The sequence below is a fragment of the Arthrobacter sp. Bi83 genome (assembly GCF_918698095.1).
GTDB lineage: Bacteria > Actinomycetota > Actinomycetes > Actinomycetales > Micrococcaceae > Arthrobacter.
Window position 1 is genome coordinate 40,022 of record NZ_CAKKLY010000013.1, and the last position, 17,988, is coordinate 58,009.

At 62.2% G+C, this 17,988-nt stretch carries 26 protein-coding genes; 25 read left to right on the forward strand and 1 reads right to left on the reverse strand.

Annotated features, from left to right (window positions below; translation table 11 throughout):
• Position 1: 1 nt before the first annotated feature.
• The 24 genes from rpmC to LQ144_RS08490 all read left to right on the forward strand — a co-directional run bounded on the left by rpmC (position 2) and on the right by LQ144_RS08490 (position 15,238).
• Positions 2 to 331, forward strand: coding sequence for a 50S ribosomal protein L29 (gene rpmC, locus LQ144_RS22960; protein WP_290369733.1), 330 nt, complete (start codon positions 2 to 4; stop codon positions 329 to 331).
• Complete coding sequence (gene rpsQ / locus LQ144_RS08380) at positions 328 to 636, forward strand: 30S ribosomal protein S17 (RefSeq protein ID WP_230118110.1); 309 nt, start codon at positions 328 to 330, stop codon at positions 634 to 636. The genes rpmC and rpsQ overlap by 4 nt, the downstream gene beginning before the upstream one ends.
• A gap of 434 nt (positions 637 to 1,070) precedes the next feature.
• The gene (rplN, locus tag LQ144_RS08385; protein ID WP_024366126.1) at positions 1,071 to 1,439 is read left to right on the forward strand and encodes a 50S ribosomal protein L14; all 369 of its coding nucleotides are present in this window, start codon (positions 1,071 to 1,073) and stop codon (positions 1,437 to 1,439) included.
• A 3-nt stretch (positions 1,440 to 1,442) separates the two neighbouring features.
• Complete coding sequence (rplX, locus tag LQ144_RS08390) at positions 1,443 to 1,802, forward strand: 50S ribosomal protein L24 (RefSeq protein ID WP_230118111.1); 360 nt, start codon at positions 1,443 to 1,445, stop codon at positions 1,800 to 1,802.
• Positions 1,802 to 2,383 (forward strand): 50S ribosomal protein L5, encoded by a 582-nt coding sequence (gene rplE, locus LQ144_RS08395; RefSeq protein ID WP_230118112.1) that lies wholly within the window; start codon positions 1,802 to 1,804, stop codon positions 2,381 to 2,383. Before rplX ends, rplE begins: the two co-directional genes overlap by 1 nt.
• Before the next feature lie 82 nt (positions 2,384 to 2,465).
• Positions 2,466 to 2,864 carry a 30S ribosomal protein S8 gene (gene rpsH, locus LQ144_RS08400; protein WP_230118113.1) on the forward strand — a complete coding sequence of 133 codons (399 nt, stop codon included), beginning with the start codon at positions 2,466 to 2,468 and terminating at the stop codon, positions 2,862 to 2,864.
• Positions 2,865 to 2,882: 18 nt separating this feature from the next.
• Positions 2,883 to 3,419, forward strand: a complete 537-nt coding sequence (gene rplF, locus LQ144_RS08405; RefSeq protein ID WP_230118114.1) for a 50S ribosomal protein L6 — start codon at positions 2,883 to 2,885, stop codon at positions 3,417 to 3,419.
• A 2-nt stretch (positions 3,420 to 3,421) separates the two neighbouring features.
• On the forward strand, positions 3,422 to 3,805 hold the full coding sequence (gene rplR / locus LQ144_RS08410; RefSeq protein ID WP_011692796.1) for a 50S ribosomal protein L18: 384 nt from the start codon (positions 3,422 to 3,424) through the stop codon (positions 3,803 to 3,805).
• Positions 3,802 to 4,530, forward strand: coding sequence for a 30S ribosomal protein S5 (gene rpsE, locus LQ144_RS08415; RefSeq protein WP_214968822.1), 729 nt, complete (start codon positions 3,802 to 3,804; stop codon positions 4,528 to 4,530). Before rplR ends, rpsE begins: the two co-directional genes overlap by 4 nt.
• A 3-nt stretch (positions 4,531 to 4,533) precedes the next feature.
• Positions 4,534 to 4,740, forward strand: coding sequence for a 50S ribosomal protein L30 (gene rpmD, locus LQ144_RS08420; RefSeq protein WP_056626615.1), 207 nt, complete (start codon positions 4,534 to 4,536; stop codon positions 4,738 to 4,740).
• The gene (gene rplO, locus LQ144_RS08425) at positions 4,741 to 5,238 is read left to right on the forward strand and encodes a 50S ribosomal protein L15 (RefSeq protein WP_230118115.1); all 498 of its coding nucleotides are present in this window, start codon (positions 4,741 to 4,743) and stop codon (positions 5,236 to 5,238) included. It begins immediately after the preceding gene.
• A 196-nt stretch (positions 5,239 to 5,434) separates the two neighbouring features.
• A complete protein-coding gene (gene secY, locus LQ144_RS08430) occupies positions 5,435 to 6,745 on the forward strand; it encodes a preprotein translocase subunit SecY (RefSeq protein ID WP_230118116.1) in 1,311 nt (436 codons plus the stop codon).
• A 5-nt stretch (positions 6,746 to 6,750) separates the two neighbouring features.
• Complete coding sequence (locus tag LQ144_RS08435) at positions 6,751 to 7,320, forward strand: adenylate kinase (RefSeq protein WP_230118152.1); 570 nt, start codon at positions 6,751 to 6,753, stop codon at positions 7,318 to 7,320.
• A gap of 124 nt (positions 7,321 to 7,444) precedes the next feature.
• Complete coding sequence (gene map, locus LQ144_RS08440; protein ID WP_230118117.1) at positions 7,445 to 8,272, forward strand: type I methionyl aminopeptidase; 828 nt, start codon at positions 7,445 to 7,447, stop codon at positions 8,270 to 8,272.
• Between the two features lie 136 nt (positions 8,273 to 8,408).
• Complete coding sequence (locus tag LQ144_RS08445; RefSeq protein ID WP_230118118.1) at positions 8,409 to 9,386, forward strand: P1 family peptidase; 978 nt, start codon at positions 8,409 to 8,411, stop codon at positions 9,384 to 9,386.
• 170 nt (positions 9,387 to 9,556) lie between these two features.
• Positions 9,557 to 9,778: a translation initiation factor IF-1 gene (gene infA, locus LQ144_RS08450; protein WP_011775571.1), complete on the forward strand. Its 222-nt coding sequence runs from the start codon at positions 9,557 to 9,559 to the stop codon at positions 9,776 to 9,778.
• A 70-nt stretch (positions 9,779 to 9,848) separates the two neighbouring features.
• Positions 9,849 to 9,962, forward strand: coding sequence for a 50S ribosomal protein L36 (rpmJ, locus tag LQ144_RS08455; protein WP_009358722.1), 114 nt, complete (start codon positions 9,849 to 9,851; stop codon positions 9,960 to 9,962).
• A 183-nt stretch (positions 9,963 to 10,145) separates the two neighbouring features.
• A complete protein-coding gene (gene rpsM, locus LQ144_RS08460; protein WP_230118119.1) occupies positions 10,146 to 10,520 on the forward strand; it encodes a 30S ribosomal protein S13 in 375 nt (124 codons plus the stop codon).
• Positions 10,521 to 10,572: 52 nt separating this feature from the next.
• Complete coding sequence (rpsK, locus tag LQ144_RS08465) at positions 10,573 to 10,974, forward strand: 30S ribosomal protein S11 (protein WP_011692779.1); 402 nt, start codon at positions 10,573 to 10,575, stop codon at positions 10,972 to 10,974.
• A 131-nt stretch (positions 10,975 to 11,105) separates the two neighbouring features.
• Positions 11,106 to 12,116: a DNA-directed RNA polymerase subunit alpha gene (locus LQ144_RS08470; RefSeq protein ID WP_230118120.1), complete on the forward strand. Its 1,011-nt coding sequence runs from the start codon at positions 11,106 to 11,108 to the stop codon at positions 12,114 to 12,116.
• A 77-nt stretch (positions 12,117 to 12,193) separates the two neighbouring features.
• Entirely contained in the window at positions 12,194 to 12,799 is a 606-nt protein-coding gene (gene rplQ / locus LQ144_RS08475) for a 50S ribosomal protein L17 (RefSeq protein WP_230118121.1), read from the forward strand.
• A 31-nt stretch (positions 12,800 to 12,830) separates the two neighbouring features.
• A complete protein-coding gene (truA, locus tag LQ144_RS08480; protein ID WP_230118122.1) occupies positions 12,831 to 13,721 on the forward strand; it encodes a tRNA pseudouridine(38-40) synthase TruA in 891 nt (296 codons plus the stop codon).
• Between the two features lie 105 nt (positions 13,722 to 13,826).
• Positions 13,827 to 14,657: a response regulator transcription factor gene (locus tag LQ144_RS08485; RefSeq protein WP_230118123.1), complete on the forward strand. Its 831-nt coding sequence runs from the start codon at positions 13,827 to 13,829 to the stop codon at positions 14,655 to 14,657.
• A gap of 98 nt (positions 14,658 to 14,755) precedes the next feature.
• Positions 14,756 to 15,238, forward strand: a complete 483-nt coding sequence (locus LQ144_RS08490) for an ATP-binding protein (RefSeq protein WP_230118124.1) — start codon at positions 14,756 to 14,758, stop codon at positions 15,236 to 15,238.
• A gap of 23 nt (positions 15,239 to 15,261) precedes the next feature.
• On the opposite strand, the gene LQ144_RS08495 is transcribed toward LQ144_RS08490, so the two are convergent.
• A complete protein-coding gene (locus LQ144_RS08495) occupies positions 15,262 to 16,917 on the reverse strand; it encodes a PAS domain-containing sensor histidine kinase (protein ID WP_230118153.1) in 1,656 nt (551 codons plus the stop codon).
• 263 nt (positions 16,918 to 17,180) lie between these two features.
• On the opposite strand from LQ144_RS08495, the gene LQ144_RS08500 reads away from it, so the two are divergent.
• On the forward strand, positions 17,181 to 17,954 hold the full coding sequence (locus LQ144_RS08500) for a response regulator transcription factor (protein WP_230118125.1): 774 nt from the start codon (positions 17,181 to 17,183) through the stop codon (positions 17,952 to 17,954).
• Positions 17,955 to 17,988 lie beyond the last annotated feature (34 nt).

Below are 17,988 nucleotides of genomic sequence, written 5' to 3' on the forward strand. Positions count from 1 at the left end.
AATGGCAGTAGGATCCAAGGAACTTGCATCCGCACAGCTGGACGGTTTCGACAACGAGCGTCTCGTTGAAGAACTCCGTAAGGCTAAGGAAGAGCTGTTCAACCTGCGTTTCCAGTCCGCCACCGGTCAGCTGGAGAACCACGGTCGTCTGCGCGCGGTAAAGAAGGACATCGCACGCATCTACACCGTTCTCCGTGAACGCGAGCTGGGCATTCGTGCCGAGGTTGCCGCGCCTGTTGCGGAAGCCAAGGAAGAAAAGAAGTCCAAGAAGTCCGCAGCGAAGAAGGCCGAAACGCCGGCCGAAGCTGAGACTGAGGAGGACGCCAAGTGAGTGAAAAGGACGAGAACGTGACGGAAACTGTTTCCGCTGCAGCTACGGCTGCTGAGCGCGGTGACCGTAAGACGAAGCGCGGCTACGTGGTCTCGGACAAGATGGAAAAGACCATCGTTGTCCAGGTTGAAGACCGCGTGAAGCACGCCCTTTACGGCAAGGTCATCCGCCGCACCTCGAAGATCAAGGCTCACGACGAAGAGAACACCGCCGGCATCGGCGACCTCGTTCTCCTCGCCGAGACCCGCCCGCTGTCCGCTAGCAAGCGGTGGCGCCTGGTTGAGATCCTCGAAAAGGCCAAGTAACACCTGCAGCTCTCGCCGTAACCGGTGAGGTTTGTCCGGAAACCCCCGTTCCCTTTGGGAGCGGGGGTTTTCCGCGTTTTGGCTGGCGGCAGGCACCGGCCGCCGCCGTCGTCGGTTTAACGGAACCGGCTTAACGGGAGGGCAGCTGCTGTGATATGGGGCTGGGCCCGAAATGTGCTAAGATTTTGAGTTTGTATGGCGCCTTCTGTGCGCCGTCATCAAACCTCGTAAACAATCGTGCCACGGCATAGTGCCCCCTTGCGCTTGGACTGCGTCCGAATCCGCTTGGGAAGCAAATGTTTTTGGCACGGGCGTTTAGGCCTGGTCTGGCAAAATCCAGGCAGGTCAAGAGACACCCCGATCAACCGTTCCGCAAGGCTCATTCCGTAGGAAGATTTTCGGTCTGAGAACCGGCGCGACGCAAGGAGTAAATAGTGATTCAGCAGGAGTCGCGACTCAAGGTCGCCGACAACACGGGTGCTAAGGAAATCCTTACCATTCGCGTTCTCGGTGGATCTGGCCGTCGCTACGCAGGCATTGGCGACGTTATCGTCGCTACCGTCAAGGACGCAATTCCGGGCGGCAACGTAAAGAAGGGCGACGTCGTCAAGGCTGTCATCGTCCGTACCAAGAAGGAACGCCGCCGTGCGGATGGTTCCTATATCAAGTTTGACGAGAACGCGGCCGTGATTCTGAAGGCTGACGGTGACCCTCGCGGTACCCGCATCTTCGGACCGGTTGGTCGTGAACTTCGCGACAAGAAGTTCATGAAGATCGTTTCTCTGGCTCCGGAGGTGCTCTAGTCCATGGCTAAGATCAAAAAGGGTGACCTGGTTCAGGTCATCACTGGCGCCAAGGCTGAGCGCGGCGGCGACCGTGGCAAGCAGGGCAAGGTTCTGCGCGTATTCCCGGAGACCAACCGCGTGTTGGTTGAAGGCATTAACCGCGTAACCAAGCACACCAAGGTCGGTCAGTCGCAGCGCGGCACCAAGACCGGTGGCATCGAGGTCGTAGAAGCTTCGGTCCACATCTCCAACGTGGCTCTGGTTGACCCGTCCACCAAGAAGCCCACTCGCGTAGGTTTCCGCACCGAGACCGTTGAGCGCAATGGCGTGAAGCGTGAAGTGCGCGTACGCGTGGCAAAGAGCTCAGGGAAGGACATCTAATGACTGAGACTCTCGAGACTCCGGCAAGCAAGATCGTTCCTCGTCTGAAGACCAAGTACGCCGATTCCATCAAGAGCACGCTTCTTGAGGAATTCAAGTACGAGAACGTTAACCAGGTTCCCCGTCTGGTCAAGGTTGTTGTGAACATGGGTGTTGGAGATGCCGCCAAGGACTCCAAGCTGATCGACGGCGCTGTCCGCGACCTCACCCTGATCACCGGCCAGAAGCCGCAGGTAACCAAGGCCCGCAAGTCGATCGCACAGTTCAAGCTGCGCGAAGGCATGCCCATCGGTGCACACGCAACCCTGCGTGGCGACCGCATGTGGGAATTCGTGGATCGTCTGGTCACGCTGGCTCTGCCGCGTATCCGTGACTTCCGCGGCCTCAGCGGCAAGCAGTTTGATGGCAACGGCAACTACACCTTCGGTCTGACCGAACAGGTTATGTTCCACGAGATCGACCAGGATTCCATCGACCGCGTTCGCGGTATGGACATCACGGTTGTGACCACTGCCAAGACCGACGACGAAGGCCGCGCGCTGCTCAAGGCGCTTGGTTTCCCGTTCAAAACCGAAGCTTAATTAGCTACGTAAAAGGTCCGGCTGCACTGATCCTGAGGGATCAGCGCGAAGGAAACCGTTACGAGGAAGGGCAAGAGCCCAAATGACAATGACAGATCCTGTCGCAGACATGCTTACGCGTCTGCGCAATGCAAACTCGGCGTACCACGAATCCGTGACTATGCCGTACAGCAAGCTCAAGGCACGCGTTGCCGACATCCTGAAGGCCGAAGGTTACATCGCCTCCTGGAAAGAAGAAGACGCTGAAGTCGGCAAGAAGCTGACCATCGAGCTCAAGTTCGGTCCGAACCGCGAGCGTTCAATCGCCGGTGTTCGTCGTATTTCCAAGCCGGGACTGCGCGTTTACGCAAAGTCCACCAACCTGCCGCACGTGCTCGGTGGCCTGGGTGTCGCAATCCTGTCCACCTCTTCCGGCCTCTTGACTGACAAGCAGGCCGGCAAGAAGGGCGTGGGCGGCGAAGTCCTCGCTTACGTCTGGTAACGGGAAAGGAAGAGAATAATGTCACGTATTGGACGTCTCCCCATCACCGTTCCTGCCGGCGTTGAGGTCAAGGTTGACGGCTCTGTCGTCAGCGTCAAGGGTTCCAAAGGCGAGCTGAGCCACACTGTGGCCAGCCCGATCGAGGTCTCCCTGGTCGAAAGCACCCTGACTGTCGCCCGCCCGAACGACGAGCGCGCCTCCCGTTCACTGCACGGCCTGACCCGCACCCTGATCGCCAACATGATCCAGGGTGTCACCGCAGGCTACGAGAAGAAGCTTGAGATTGTCGGTACCGGTTACCGCGTCCAGGCAAAGGGTTCTGACCTGGAGTTCGCTCTGGGCTACAGCCACCCGGTTAACGTCTCGGCACCGAACGGCATCACCTTTGCAGTTGAGACCCCGACCAAGCTCTCTGTTTCAGGTATCAACAAGCAGCAGGTCGGCGAGGTTGCTGCCAACATTCGCAAGCTGCGGAAGCCGGACCCCTATAAGGGCAAGGGCATTCGCTACGCCGGCGAAGTCATCCGCCGCAAGGTCGGAAAGGCTGGTAAGTAACCATGGCCATCGCAATTAATAAGAAGCGTACGAACAAGAGCAAGTCTGCTTCACGCAGCCGCCGCCAGCTTCGTATCCGCAAGCGCATCTCCGGAACGGCTGTGCGTCCTCGCCTGGTCGTCAACCGCTCCGCACGCCACGTATTCGTCCAGGTTGTCGATGACACCAAGGGCCTGACCGTAGCGAGCGCGTCCACACTTGAAGCCGACCTTCGTGCATTCGACGGTGACAAGACTGCCAAGGCCAAGCGCGTTGGCGAGCTCGTAGCCGAGCGTGCCAAGGCTGCCGGAATCGAAGCTGTTGTCTTCGACCGCGGTGGTAACAAGTACCACGGCCGGATCGCCGCCGTCGCTGACGGTGCACGTGAAGGTGGGCTGTCACTGTGACGGAAGCAAACAAGGAAAAGGACACTGTGTCTGCAGATCAGAAGGCACCTGTTGCCGTAGCTGCTGAGGCCACTGAGACCACTGCCCCCGCAGCTGCCGATGACCGCCGTGGTGGCGCTCGTCGTGGCGAGCGTGGCGACCGTGGCCAGGGCCGCGGCGACCGTGGTGGCCGTGGCGGTCGCGACGGTGGCCGCGAAGCCGAGAAGAGCCAGTTCGTAGAGCGCGTTGTTACCATCAACCGTGTTTCCAAGGTCGTCAAGGGTGGTCGTCGCTTCAGCTTCACCGCACTGGTCGTCGTCGGTGACGGTAACGGTATGGTCGGCGTTGGCTACGGCAAGGCGAAGGAAGTTCCTGCCGCAATCGCGAAGGGCGTAGAAGAGGCCAAGAAGTCCTTCTTCCGCGTTCCCCGCATCGGCAGCACCATCCCGCACCGCGTTCAGGGTGAGGCCGCCGCAGGCGTCGTCATGCTGCGTCCGGCTTCCGCCGGTACCGGTGTTATCGCCGGTGGCCCGGTCCGTGCAGTACTGGAGTGCGTGGGCATCCACGACATCCTCTCCAAGTCGCTCGGTTCCTCCAACGCCATCAACATCGTTCACGCGACCGTTGATGCCCTGAAGCGCCTCGAAGAGCCGGCAGCAGTGGCAGCACGCCGCGGCCTCCCGCTCGATGAGATCGCTCCGCCGGCAATGGTGAAGGCGCTCATGAACCAGAAGGCAGGTGTCTGAGTCATGGCTAAGAACCTGATTCCGTCCGACGCCCAGTTGGAGATCACTCAGATCAAGTCCGCCATTGGCGGCAAGCAGAACCAGCGCGACACCCTGCGGTCCCTCGGCCTGAAGCGGATCGGACACACTGTTGTCCGCACCGCCGACGCCGTGACCGTTGGAATGCTCAACACGGTTCCGCACCTGGTAAAGGTAGAGGAGGCGAAATAAATGGCCGAGAAGAACACTGCCGAGAAGGCACAAAGCGACGCATCTGCTGACAAGCAGAACGCGCTGAAGGTTCACCACCTGCGTCCCGCTCCGGGTGCCAAGACCGCCAAGACCCGTGTTGGTCGTGGTGAAGGTTCCAAGGGTAAGACCGCCGGTCGCGGTACCAAGGGTACGAAGGCCCGCTACCAGATCAAGGCTGGCTTTGCCGGCGGCCAGCTGCCGCTGCACATGCGCCTGCCGAAGCTGCGCGGCTTCAAGAACCCGTTCCGGGTTGAGTTCCAGGTTGTAAACCTGGACAAGCTCAACGAGCTGTTCCCGGAAGGTGGCGCTGTCACCGTGGAGAACCTGGTTGCAAAGGGTGCCGTTCGCAAGAACCAGCCCGTGAAGGTGCTTGGCACCGGCGACATCACCGTCAAGGTCGACGTCACCGTCCACGCCTTCTCAGCCAGTGCCGCTGAAAAGATCGCCGCAGCAGGCGGAAGCACCACCGCTCTCTAGGAGAATTTTCTCCAGGAGCAGTGGGCTGATGCCCGTTGCGCAAACTCCCGGTACGCGGGGCCGAGGCCCCCGTGCCGGGAGTTTTTTCATATCTGCAGGTCTTCCGGATTGTTCGCATAGCGCAAACAACCGTTAGACTCGGTTGTTGGGTTTATTGACCTGCATCACAAGACTTATTAACTACTGAGGAGGACGCTTGCTTAGCGCATTCGGCCGGGCTTTTCGAACGCCTGATCTGCGTCGCAAGTTGTTGTTCACGCTGGGAATCATCACAATCTTCCGCTTGGGAGCCTTCATCCCCTCGCCTGGTGTGAGCTACCAGAATGTCCAGCAATGCTTGTCGAACGGGCAGACCCAGGGCGGGATCTACCAGCTCGTCAATCTTTTCAGCGGCGGTGCATTGCTGCAGGTCTCCATCTTCGCTTTGGGAATCATGCCGTACATTACGGCCAGCATCATTGTGCAGCTGCTTCGGGTGGTCATTCCCCGTTTCCAGCAGCTGTACGAAGAGGGCGCCTCGGGGCAGTCAAAGCTGACGCAGTACACGCGTTATCTGACCATCGCCCTTGGCCTGCTGAACGCAACCACCTTGGTGTCCCTGGCGCGTTCCGGTCAGTTGCTGCCCGGTTGCGCGCTGCCCATCATCCCGGACAGCAGGGTCATCACCACGATCCTGATCATCATCACGCTGACCGCCGGCACCGGCCTCATCATGTGGATGGGCGAGCTCGTGACCGAAAAGGGCGTGGGCAACGGTATGTCCCTGTTGATCTTCACCGCCATCGCTGCCGGCTTCCCCACGTCGCTGGGTGCCATCTGGACGGCACAGGGCCCGGGGACGTTCTTCCTGGTCCTCGTCATCGGTCTGCTGACGGTTGCGCTCGTAGTGTTCGTTGAGCAGTCCCAGCGCCGCATCCCGGTGCAGTACGCCAAGCGGATGATCGGACGCCGGACTGTGGGCGGCACCAGCACCTACATTCCCATCAAGGTCAATATGGCCGGCGTTATCCCGGTGATCTTTGCCTCGTCCATGCTCTACCTGCCGGCGTTGATTTCACAGTTCAACCAGCCCAAGGCCGGGGAGCAGTTGCAGCCGTGGGTTGAGTGGATCAACAACAACCTGACCCGTGGGGACCACCCCATCTACATGGCGCTCTACTTCGCCATGATTGTTTTCTTTACATACTTCTATGTCGCGATCACCTTCAACCCTGAAGAGGTCTCGGACAACATGAAGAAATACGGCGGCTTCATTCCGGGTATCCGTGCCGGCAAGCCGACCGCGGATTACCTGCAGTACGTCCTGTCGCGGATCACGCTGCCCGGCGCCTTTTACCTTGGCTTCGTGGCACTGATCCCGCTGGTGGCGCTCGTGCTGATCAACGCAAGCCAGAACTTCCCGTTCGGTGGCACCTCGATCCTGATCATGGTGGGCGTTGGCTTGGAAACCGTCAAGCAAATTGACGCGCAGCTACAGCAGCGTCACTACGAAGGGCTATTGCGATGACCAGAATGTTGATTATCGGACCACCGGGTTCCGGCAAGGGTACTCAGGCGGAACGCATCTCGGAGCGCCTCGGCGTCGTTGCGATCTCCACCGGCGACATCTTCCGGGCGAACGTCAAGGGTGAGACGCCGCTCGGCGTCGAGGCCAAGAAGTACATGGACGCGGGTGACTTCGTACCGGACAGCGTGACCAACAAAATGGTCCGTGACCGCCTCAGCGAATCCGACGTCGAAGACGGCTTCCTGCTGGACGGCTACCCGCGCACCACGGCCCAGGTTGACTACCTGGACGAGATCCTGGCCAATGGTGACCAGAAGCTCGACGTCGTCCTGCAGCTGACCGCTGACGACGAGGAACTCGTTGCACGCCTCCTCGGCCGTGCCAAGGAAACCGGCCGCAGCGACGACAACGAAGCCGTCATCCGCCACCGCCTGGATCTCTACCACGAGCAGACCGAGGCCGTTGTGGCCAAGTACGCCGAGCGCGCCATCCTCACCCAGGTGGACGGCATCGGCGGCATTGACGAAGTCACCGACCGCGTCATGCAGGCCATCAAAGAGGCTCAGACAGCCTGATTCAGTAACAACCCTACGAGGCTCCTCCCGGTTTATTGGGAGGGGCCTCCGGCATTTAGCCCGTACACGGCTAGCGCGCCCGGCATTTCGGCCGGGGGCGGCACCATTGAGAGGAAAATCGCAGATGGCATTCGGCCAGCCCCGGATTGAGTACAAGACCAACGCCCAGATGCGCACCATGCACGAGGCCGGGCTCGTCCTGAGCCGCGCCCTGGACGCTGCCGTGGCCGCGGCCGCACCGGGAGTCACCACGAAGCAGCTCGACGAGGTGTTCGCCGCCGTGCTCCTCGAGGCAGGGGCGAAGTCCAACTTCCTGGGCTACCATGGCTTCCCCGCCACGATCTGCACCTCGGTGAACGAGGAAGTCGTCCACGGCATCCCGGGGTCCAGGGTCCTGCAGGACGGCGACATCATCTCGATCGACGGCGGCGCAATCGTGGACGGCTGGCATTCGGATTCCGCCCGCACGGTCATTGTCGGCACGGTTGACCCCGAGGACCAGCGGCTCTCGGACGTCACCCAGGCCGCCATGTGGCGGGGGATTGCCGCGCTGGCCACCGGCAAGTTCGTCGGCGACGTCGGCTGCGCCGTGGACGACTACGTCTCCTCCGTGCCGGGCAAGCCGCTGGGCATCCTCGAGGACTACGTGGGGCACGGCATCGGCTCCGAGATGCACATGGCCCCGGACGTGCTCAACTACCGCACCAGCCACCGCGGCCCGAAGATCCGGCCCGGGCTGTGCCTCGCCATTGAACCCATGCTGGTGCGGGGCAGCATCGAAACGGCCGTCCTGGACGATGACTGGACAGTTGTAACCACGGATGGCAAACGTTCCTGCCAGTGGGAGCACTCCGTGGCCGTCCATGAGAAGGGCATCTGGGTGCTTTCGGCGCCCGACGGCGGCGCGGCCCAGCTGGCGCCGCTCGGCGTGGTCCCCGTTCCGATCCCCTGACGACTCGCCTTTAGCTTCACGATGCGCTAAGTCCTTGTCACCGGAATTCCAGTGTCGACAGGGATTTTGCGTGTCACGGGGAATTCCGGCGTCGGCGCGTCAGGTCCGGGGAGTGTCAGGGGGCAGAATGGTGCCCATGGGAGCGATCACCGATGTGCCTGGCCTGCGGGTCGGGCACCAGCAGAAGTCCGACGGCGGCTGGCTGAGTGGCGTCACGGTGGTCCTGCCGCCGCCGGGAACCGTGGGGTCTGTGGATGTCCGCGGGGGAGGCCCCGGCACCCACGAGACCGATGCGCTGGACCCCACCACCCTGGTCTCCACAGTTGATGCGGTGGTTCTGACCGGCGGAAGCGCCTATGGACTGGTCACCGCCCACGGCGCCCAGCGCTGGTGCGAGGAACAGGGCCGCGGTTTCCACGTAACCGGGGGAGTGGTCCCGATCGTCCCCGCGGCGGCCATCTTCGACCTCGGCCGCGGCGGCGACTTCTCCGCCCGCCCCGACGCGGACATGGGTTACGCGGCAGCTGCCGCAGCCGGCGCCCAAAAGGACGGGCACGACGTCGAACGCGGCAACGTGGGAGCCGGCACCGGAGCCGTCATAGGGCGGGGCAAGTTCAAAGGCGGAGTAGGGACAGCCTCAGTCACGTTGGAGAACGGCGCAGTAGTAGGAGCCCTGGCAGTAGTCAACGCGCTGGGCATACCGTTCACCACGCAAGTTGAGCTTGCCGAAACCGAGGCCGGTGATTTCGACAAGCTCAATCAGCGGCAGCAGTTGAACACCACGCTCGTCGTCGTCGCCACGAACGCCGCCCTCGATGTGGCCGAGTGCAAGCGCACCGCATCGGCTGCTCACGCTGGACTCGCCCGGGCGCTGAACCCGAGCCACACCCTGGCGGACGGGGACTCCGTGTTCTGCCTGGCGACCGGCGAGGCCACCCTGGACCGGAGTACGGAAGCTGCCCGGCAGGTGAGTCTCATTACCCTGCAGAGCGCGGCAGCCGACGTCGTGCGCTTGGCGATCCTGGACGGGATCAGCAGCGCGGAGGCCGTGACAACCGCTGCCGGCTCTTTTGAGGTGTACAGATTTGATGCGTCCGGCGGCGATGTGCGCTAACATGGCTGGATTTAACATTCCGGACCAAATGCCGTAATGTTGCTTGTTGGTTGTCTGCCCTGCCACGCCCATTTGCGGCCGGAGGGTGACGATCAATCACATCAAAAAACGTCCGCAGTCATGCCCGGTGCAATCCGGAGGGCTGAGGCAAACAACAGTTAGCGGAGGATATGGCCAAGAAGGACGGGGTCATAGAGATCGAGGGCGTAGTGACTGAGGCGCTGCCCAACGCGATGTTTCGTGTTGAGCTCACCAACAAGCACGTCGTTCTGGCACACATCTCTGGAAAAATGCGTCAGCACTACATCAGGATTCTCCCTGAGGACCGGGTAGTGGTGGAGCTGAGCCCTTACGACCTGACACGTGGTCGTATCGTCTACCGCTACAAGTAAACGCTGGGCGGCCAGAGCAACTGCCGAAGGCCGGTCCATCGGACCAACTGCTATCACGCAAAGGAACGCCATGAAGGTCAAGCCGAGCGTCAAGCAGATCTGCGAAAAGTGCAAAGTGATCCGCCGTAATGGCCGGGTCATGGTGATCTGCGAGAACCCGCGCCACAAGCAGCGCCAGGGCTAATTCCCTTTTCGGGAATCCCTGGGTTGCTAACCCACGCAAGTAAATAAAAGGCAGCACAAGCTGATCTGGAACATTTAGCTCGAAAGAGTCCGGACAGCTAACCCCCGGTCGGAGGCTGGGGCCGCACTGAAAGTGCGGGTGTACTGCCTACGACCTCCGGTTTATTCAAGGAGCACTGCCACTATGGCTCGTCTCGCTGGCGTAGACATTCCCCGCGAAAAGCGGCTGGAAATTGCGCTTACTTACATCTACGGCGTGGGCAAGACCCGTGCACACGAAACCCTGGCTGCCACCGGCATCAGCGCTGACGTCCGCGTAAAGGACCTCAGCGACGCCGACCTGGTCCAGCTGCGTGACTACATTGAAGGCAACTACAAGGTTGAGGGTGACCTTCGCCGCGAAGTGGCCGCAGATATCCGCCGCAAGGTGGAAATCGGCAGCTACGAAGGTATTCGCCACCGTAAGGGCCTGCCAGTGCGCGGACAGCGTACGAAGACGAACGCACGTACCCGTAAGGGTCCGAAGCGCACCGTTGCAGGCAAGAAGAAGGCTCGTTAATCCCTGAGGGATTAGCGGATCTTTCCCCCGATAACTTTCTGTAGGAGAAAAAATGCCCCCGAAGACTCGTGGCGCGGTTCGCAAGCCGCGTAAGAAGGACAAGAAGAATATCGCGCTTGGCCAGGCGCACATCAAGAGCACCTTTAACAACACCATCGTTTCCATCACGGATCCGAACGGTGCTGTCATCTCCTGGGCTTCCGCCGGTGAGGTTGGATTCAAGGGTTCACGTAAGTCCACCCCGTTCGCTGCACAGATGGCTGCCGAAGCTGCTGCCAAGCGTGCACAGGAGCACGGCCTGAAGAAGGTTGACGTGTTCGTCAAGGGACCGGGATCCGGACGCGAGACCGCCATCCGTTCGCTGCAGGCCGCTGGCCTCGAGGTTGGCTCCATCCAGGACGTCACCCCCGCCGCGCACAACGGCTGCCGTCCGCCGAAGCGCCGCCGCGTCTAAGGCCTTTCCGCCGCAAAAGCTTGCCCGGACCCTTGCCGGGTCCGGGCAAGCCCAGCGCGTTAAGTCTTCAGACCGATTTTCCACCACCTGTGTTGCGTCATATAGCGGATGCTCGCCGAAAGGAAACCTAAGTGCTCATTGCACAGCGCCCCACCCTCTCCGAAGAGGTCGTCACCGATAACCGCTCCCGTTTCATCATTGAACCGCTGGAGCCGGGCTTCGGTTACACTCTCGGAAACTCCCTCCGCCGTACCCTGCTCTCGTCCATCCCCGGTGCCTCTGTAACGAGCATCCGGATCGATGGCGTGCTGCACGAGTTCACCACGGTTCCGGGTGTCAAGGAAGATGTCACCGAGATCATCCTGAACATCAAGAACCTGTCTGTGTCCTCCGAGCACGACGAGCCGGTTGTTGCTTACCTGCGCAAGCAGGGCCCCGGAGTCGTCACCGCCGCGGACATCGCTCCGCCGGCCGGCGTCGAATTCCACAACCCGGATCTGCACATCGCCACGCTGAACTCGAAGGGCAAGTTCGAACTCGAACTGACCATCGAGCGCGGCCGCGGCTACGTTTCGGCAGCTCAGAACAAGTCCGGCGACGCAGAGATCGGCCGTATCCCGGTCGACTCCATCTACTCGCCGGTGCTGAAGGTTACTTTCCGCGTGGAAGCCACCCGTGTTGAGCAGCGCACCGACTTCGACAAGCTCATTGTCGACGTCGAGACCAAGCAGGCCATCGCTCCCCGCGATGCGGTTGCTTCGGCAGGTACCACCCTGGTGGAACTGTTCGGTCTGGCCCGCGAGCTGAACACCGCAGCTGAAGGTATCGAGATTGGCCCGTCGCCGACGGATGCTGCCCTGGCAGCAGACATGGCTCTGCCGATCGAGGACCTGGACCTCACGGTCCGTTCCTACAACTGCCTCAAGCGTGAGGGCATCCACACCGTGGGTGAACTCGTTGCCCGCTCCGAGGCTGACCTGATGGACATCCGTAACTTCGGTGCGAAGTCCATTGATGAGGTCAAGGCAAAGCTGGTTGAACTGGGACTGTCCCTCAAGGACTCGCCTCCCGGCTTCGACCTCGCCGCCCGCGCCGCAGCCATCGAAGAGGACGACGCCGCGTTCAGCGACGACGAGCTCTAACAAGCAGATCTTGGCCGGCGGGCTGGATGCACCACGTTGTGCGCAGCCCACCGGCTTCCATATGAGGAGAAACAACTATGCCTACCCCCACTAAGGGTCCGCGCCTCGGAGGCGGCCCGGCTCACGAGCGTCTCATGCTCGCGAACCTGGCAGCAGCACTGTTCGAGCACAAGCGGATCACCACCACGGTGACCAAGGCCAAGCGCCTGAAGCCGTACGCAGAGCGCCTGGTCACCTTCGCCAAGCGCGGCGACCTCGCTTCCCGACGTCGTGTACTCGGCCTGATCAGCAACAAGGGCGTCGTCCACGAGCTGTTCACCGACATTGCACAGGCAGTGGAGAACCGCGATGGCGGCTACACCCGCATCACCAAGATCGGCAACCGCAAGGGCGACAACGCCCCCATGGCTGTCATCGAGCTGGTCCTTGAGCCGGTTTCCGCCAAGCAGGCCGTTGTAGCCGAGGCTACTTCCGCTGCCCAGCGCGACGCCGACAAGAAGGAAGCCGCTGCTGCCGCCCCGGCTGCCGAGGAAGCTCCCGAGGCCGAGGTCGTTGAGACCGAAGCTGCAGAGGCTCCCGAAGCTGAGGTCGTCGAGACCGAAGCCGCTGCCGAAGAGGCTCCGGCCGCTGAGGAAGCTCCGGCTGAGGAAGCTGCTGACGAGTCCGCAAAGGACGCGAAGTAATTCGCTGATGCCTTCGCATAGACTTAAGTCTATGAACGACCAAAAACCCGCTGCCCCCGTTTTGGGGGGCGGCGGGTTTTTGCGTGTCCGGCTTGATTTGGCGTACGACGGCGGCCCGTTCAGCGGGTGGGCACTGCAGCCCGGTCTCCGCACAGTTCAGGGGACCTTGGAAGAGGCCCTGGAACTGCTCATCCGCCGTCCCATCCGGGTCACCGTTGCGGGCCGTACGGATGCCGGCGTCCACGCCCGTGACCAGGTGGTGCACCTCGACCTGACGGAAACCGAGTGGCTCGGACTGAACCGCGGCGCGGAACTGGATCCCGCCGTCGCACTTTTGCGCCGGCTGCGGGGCGCCCTCAGCCACGGGCTCGGGGACCTGACCGGCGCCATCGTGGTGCATCAGGTATCCATCGCTCCGGAGGGCTTCGACGCCCGCTTCTCGGCGCTGTGGCGCCGCTACAGCTACCGCATCGCGGACGGGCAGGCGCTGTGGGATCCGCTGGGACGGTATGACACGCTGTGGCACAAATCCCCGCTGGATGTCGACCTCCTGAACGAGGGCTCATCGAAGCTGCTGGGCCTGCAGAACTTCCTTTCCTACTGCAAGCCGCGCGAGGGATCCACCACCATCCGCGAACTGCAGCGCTTTGAGTTTGCCCGCGGCGAGGACGGCGTCATTGTCGCCACTGTCCAGGCCGACGCGTTCTGCCACAACATGGTGCGTGCGCTGGTGGGGTCGGCGCTGTACGTGGGCGAGGGGCTGGAACCGCCGGGATGGCTGCATGAGCGGCTGCTGGCCAGGAAGCGCGATGCCCGTTCGGTGCTGGCGGCACCGCATCCGCTCGTGCTGGAGGAAGTGGCCTACCCGTCTGACGACGAGTTGCTGGCCCGGGCCGAGCTGACGCGGGCACTGCGGGAGTAAGTCCCAACGTTAACGCCGTTCTGAGGGTGGCGCATCACTTTCATCCACGCAGCTAGTAGGCTGAACCGCAGTCTTTAGTCATGCGGTCCTTACAGGGGGTAAGGGATGAATGATCGTCGCGTTGTTGTCGTTATCGAACAGGATGAGGAAGTCCGGGCCCTGTTGCGGTCCACCCTTGGTGATGCCGGTTTCGAGGTGCACTGCGCCGAAAGCGGAGAGTCCGGGCTTGAGCTGGTGCGGGCCAAGCAGCCCGACACCGTCACTCTGGATGTGGTCCTGCCGGACATGGACGGCTACGAGGTGGCGCGGCGCATCCGCGAATTCAGCCACACGTACCTTCTGATAGTCAGCGGCCGCAGCGACCTTGCGGCTACGGTGATGGGTTTCGATGCCGGGGCGGATGACTACATGGTGAAGCCGATCCGCCCGCGGGAACTCCGGGTCCGGGTGGACGGCATGCTGCGGCGGCCGCGCCGTTTGGTGCCTGTTCCTCCGGTGTTGGCGGGGGCCGCATTGACGGGGCCGGAGACGGCGGTGCCCGCGGCGGCGGGGCCGGCAGCAGTTGCCGCGCACGGGCCGGCCGCAGAGTCAGCGGCTGCCGCCTCACGCTTTGAACACAACGGCCTGCAGATAGACAGCGCCACGCGCGCCGCCAGCATCCGCGGCAGGTCTCTGGAGCTCACCCGGACCGAGTTCGACCTGCTCCGAATTTTGCTGGAGCGCGGCACGGGAGTGGTGAGCAAGGCCGAGCTGGCCGGTCTCCTGGGTCTTGTTCAGCAGGACATGGCACACCAGGAAGTTGGGCCGTCCGGGGCCTACGACGCTGGCCGCATCATCGAAGCGCACATCGGCAACCTGCGGCGGAAGCTGGGGGACGATGCCAGGTCACCGAAGTGGCTCAGGACCGTGCGAGGCGCCGGCTACACGCTGGCCTGACCGGCCCGGGATCTACCCGCAGAGTTGGCCCCTGCAAACGGGGGAGTAGCTGGGAGAAGCCTAAGAAAATGCCAAGGGTGCAGGCGCACGGTAGAGGCATGAAATCACTATCAAGCGACGAGGTTGTCGCCGTCCGAGGCGTTCTAACTGATACGCATCCGGTCGATTTCTATGCGCTTGGCGTCGCGGGGGCGATTGACCGATTGACCCTTCCGTTGCGCGAACGTGGAGTCGTGGTGCACCTGGAAACACCGCACCACGGCATGGAAGTCGATCGGAAGTCCGCGACGCTGCTGTACCGGGCGGCGCAGGAGCTCTTGAGCAATGTCCACAAATTTGCGGGAGCATCAGCTGTTACCGTTCGGTTGGGGTGCGTGAGCCATCCAGCGGCCGGCCACGAGGTTCAGCTCAAAGTGTCCGACAACGGGGCTGGTTTCGATATTGAAGCAGCCACCCACGGCAGGCATTCGGGGATGGGGCTTCGGCTCATGCGCCTCGTCCTGGAAACGGTGGGCGGTCACGTGACCATCGACTCGTCCACCGCGGGAACGTGTGTGACTGTCACCCTGCCGCTGGATTAACAGATTAAACCTTCGCGCCTGACCTAAAGGACCGGTGCGTCTTCGGCCGGGAGCGTCATGGTGAACGTGGTCCCTGCGCCGGGCTTGCTGACGCAGGAGATGTCCCCGCCGTGCCGCTCCACGATGGTCTTGGTGATCGACAGGCCAAGGCCAACTCCGGGGATCGCCGCCTTCCTGGCTGCCTGGGTCCGGAAGAACCGGGTGAAAATCCGTGACGATTCCTCTTCGCTGATGCCCATCCCCGTGTCCTGCACCTTGAGCTGCACCCATGAGTCACTGCTCCGGGCACTCACGGTGACGGCTCCGCCGTCGGGCGAGTATTTGATGGCGTTGGACACCAGGTTGTCCAGGGCCTGCGAAATGCGCAGCGGATCCGCGTAGGCCCATAGAGGCACCGGGACATCGGCGCTGAGGGAGACATTTGAGGCGTCCGCCTGTGCCTGCGCGGAGCCGATGCTGGTCTCGACGAGGCCTGCCAGGTCCGTCCGCCGGGGATGGACCGCGAGCACTGTTGAGGCCGAGACAAGCAGTTCCGACACGAGCGAAAGGAGCCGCTCGGCATTGCGCTGCACCACTTCCAGCTTTTGCACCGCGGCGGGCGACAAGCCGTCCGCGTCGCCCAGCACCAGGTCCACGTTGCCAAGGACGGACATCAGCGGGCTGCGGAATTCGTGGGAAACGTTGGAGATCAGCTCCTCCTTGGCTGAGAGCGCCTCCACGAGCCCGGTGACATCGCTGTAAACGATGACCGCCCCGCTGAACCCGCCGTCGTCGTTCTTGATGATCCTGGCCGCGGTGGAAACCGCACGCTGTGCCGTTCCCTCGCCGAGCCACACCAGGTAGTTCGCGAACGTCTCGCCGGCCGCCGCCCGGCGGATGGGCCGCTTGTCCACCGCGAGTGGGGTGACCCTGTCCTGGCCGAACATGACCTGCTGCGCTTCCAGCGGCACCTCCACGGCGCCGGCGGGAGCGGCAGCCTGTCGGAACGCTTTCTGCTGGTCGTTGACCAGCACTTTCTGGCCGTCGGCATCGATGGCCACAATGCCGACGTCGATCGTGTCCAGAACCGTTTTGAGCAGCCGCTCGCGGTTTCTGCTTTCTACGAGCAGTTCGCGCAGTTCGGCGTCCTTCTTTTCCAGACGCTGGCGCTGGACCCGGACATTGGCGCTGGCAAACCGGATGGCCAGGGATACGGCCAGCATCATGAGCGGCAACAGAATGGCGCCGGCGATTTCCGAAGGTGAAATGTTGGGAAACTTTTGAATCAGCGAGGGCAGGCTGATGAGCAGGGGCCCAAAGAAACTGATGAAAATCGTGGTGCGCGCGAAGGATCCCGACGCTGATAACCAGATCACGGGGAATATGGCCAGCACACCAAGGCCAGCCACCGCCGGAACTGCACCGTTGCGGGCAAGGCCGATGACCACGAGGTCAAGAATGGGAATGACGAGGTAGGCATTGGCCGGAAGCCGTTCCCAGGGAATCAGGAAACAGGAAACGAAGAGGAGCCCCATCATCACGATGGACGCAATGAAGACGGCATTCGCTATCAGCGTTGGCCAGACGGCCGGGGCAGCAACGGCGAGCGCGGCGAGAATGAGTGTTACCGGGAGCTGGCAGAGGGCCACCCGGACCCGCGGCCCGAGGCGCCTGAAGAATCGGTCCGTGTCACGGACCATCACGTGCTCACCCAACGCGGCCGTACCCCCTGTTCAGCTTTTTGGCGTTCCGGAACGGCGCCTGCATAAACCATGACATGAAGCCAATTATGCACGGCGGTTCTTCTGTAATTGGAGGGCGGGCCCTCGCTTCGTGGTTTCGATCAAAACATATCGCGAATTTCGGGTGTGTGGGCCTAATCACGGGGTAGCGTGGGTAATCTGGTAATGCTTCCCGCATTGCGCTGGGCGTTGCGGTGGTTATATCGGATATGGGGATAGTCGTGGGCGATTTAGGTGTGGCCGTGGTGATCGAAGATGATGACGACGTCCGCAATCTTCTTGACGCGGTCCTGCAGCAGGCGGGTTTCGAGGTGCATTCTGCAGCAACTGGCCGCGACGGCGTGGACGTTGCCAGACATCGTCAGGCGAATGTGATCACCCTCGACGTCGGTCTCCCGGACATCGACGGTTTCGAGGTGCTGCGCAGGATCCGCCAGTTCAGTGACGCCTACGTGGTGATGCTGACCGGCCGGAATGAGGAGCTGGACACCATTAGCGCCCTCCAGGGCGGCGCGGACGATTACATCGTCAAGCCCTTCCGGCCCCGTGAGCTGCGTGCACGCATCTCGGCAATGATGCGCCGGCCCCGGCAGGGTGTAGTTGGGGAGGTTGTGGCGGAACCTTCGGAGCAGATGGCCGCCGCCGTGAATGCTCGCCGCGGCAAGGTGCTTCAGCACAACGGCCTGGCGCTCGATACGGAAACCCGGACGGTCGCCCTTCGCGGCACGCCTTTGGGACTGACCCGCAGCGAGTTTGATCTTCTCCAGGAGCTACTGAAGGGGACCGGGGCTGTCCGGACTCGCGCAGATCTGGTCCGGGTGGTCCGCGGCGAGTACTACGGCGAGGACACTTACATCAGCGAGGCCGATGAACGGGCTGTTGAAGTCCATATCGGAAATTTGCGCCGCAAGCTTCATGAGGATCCGCAGGACCCCCGGTGGCTCGTCACCGTACGCGGAGTGGGGTACCGGCTGGCGCCGACGAAGGCTGAGTAGATCTATTGGAAGGTGCTGGTGGCGCCGCCGGAGC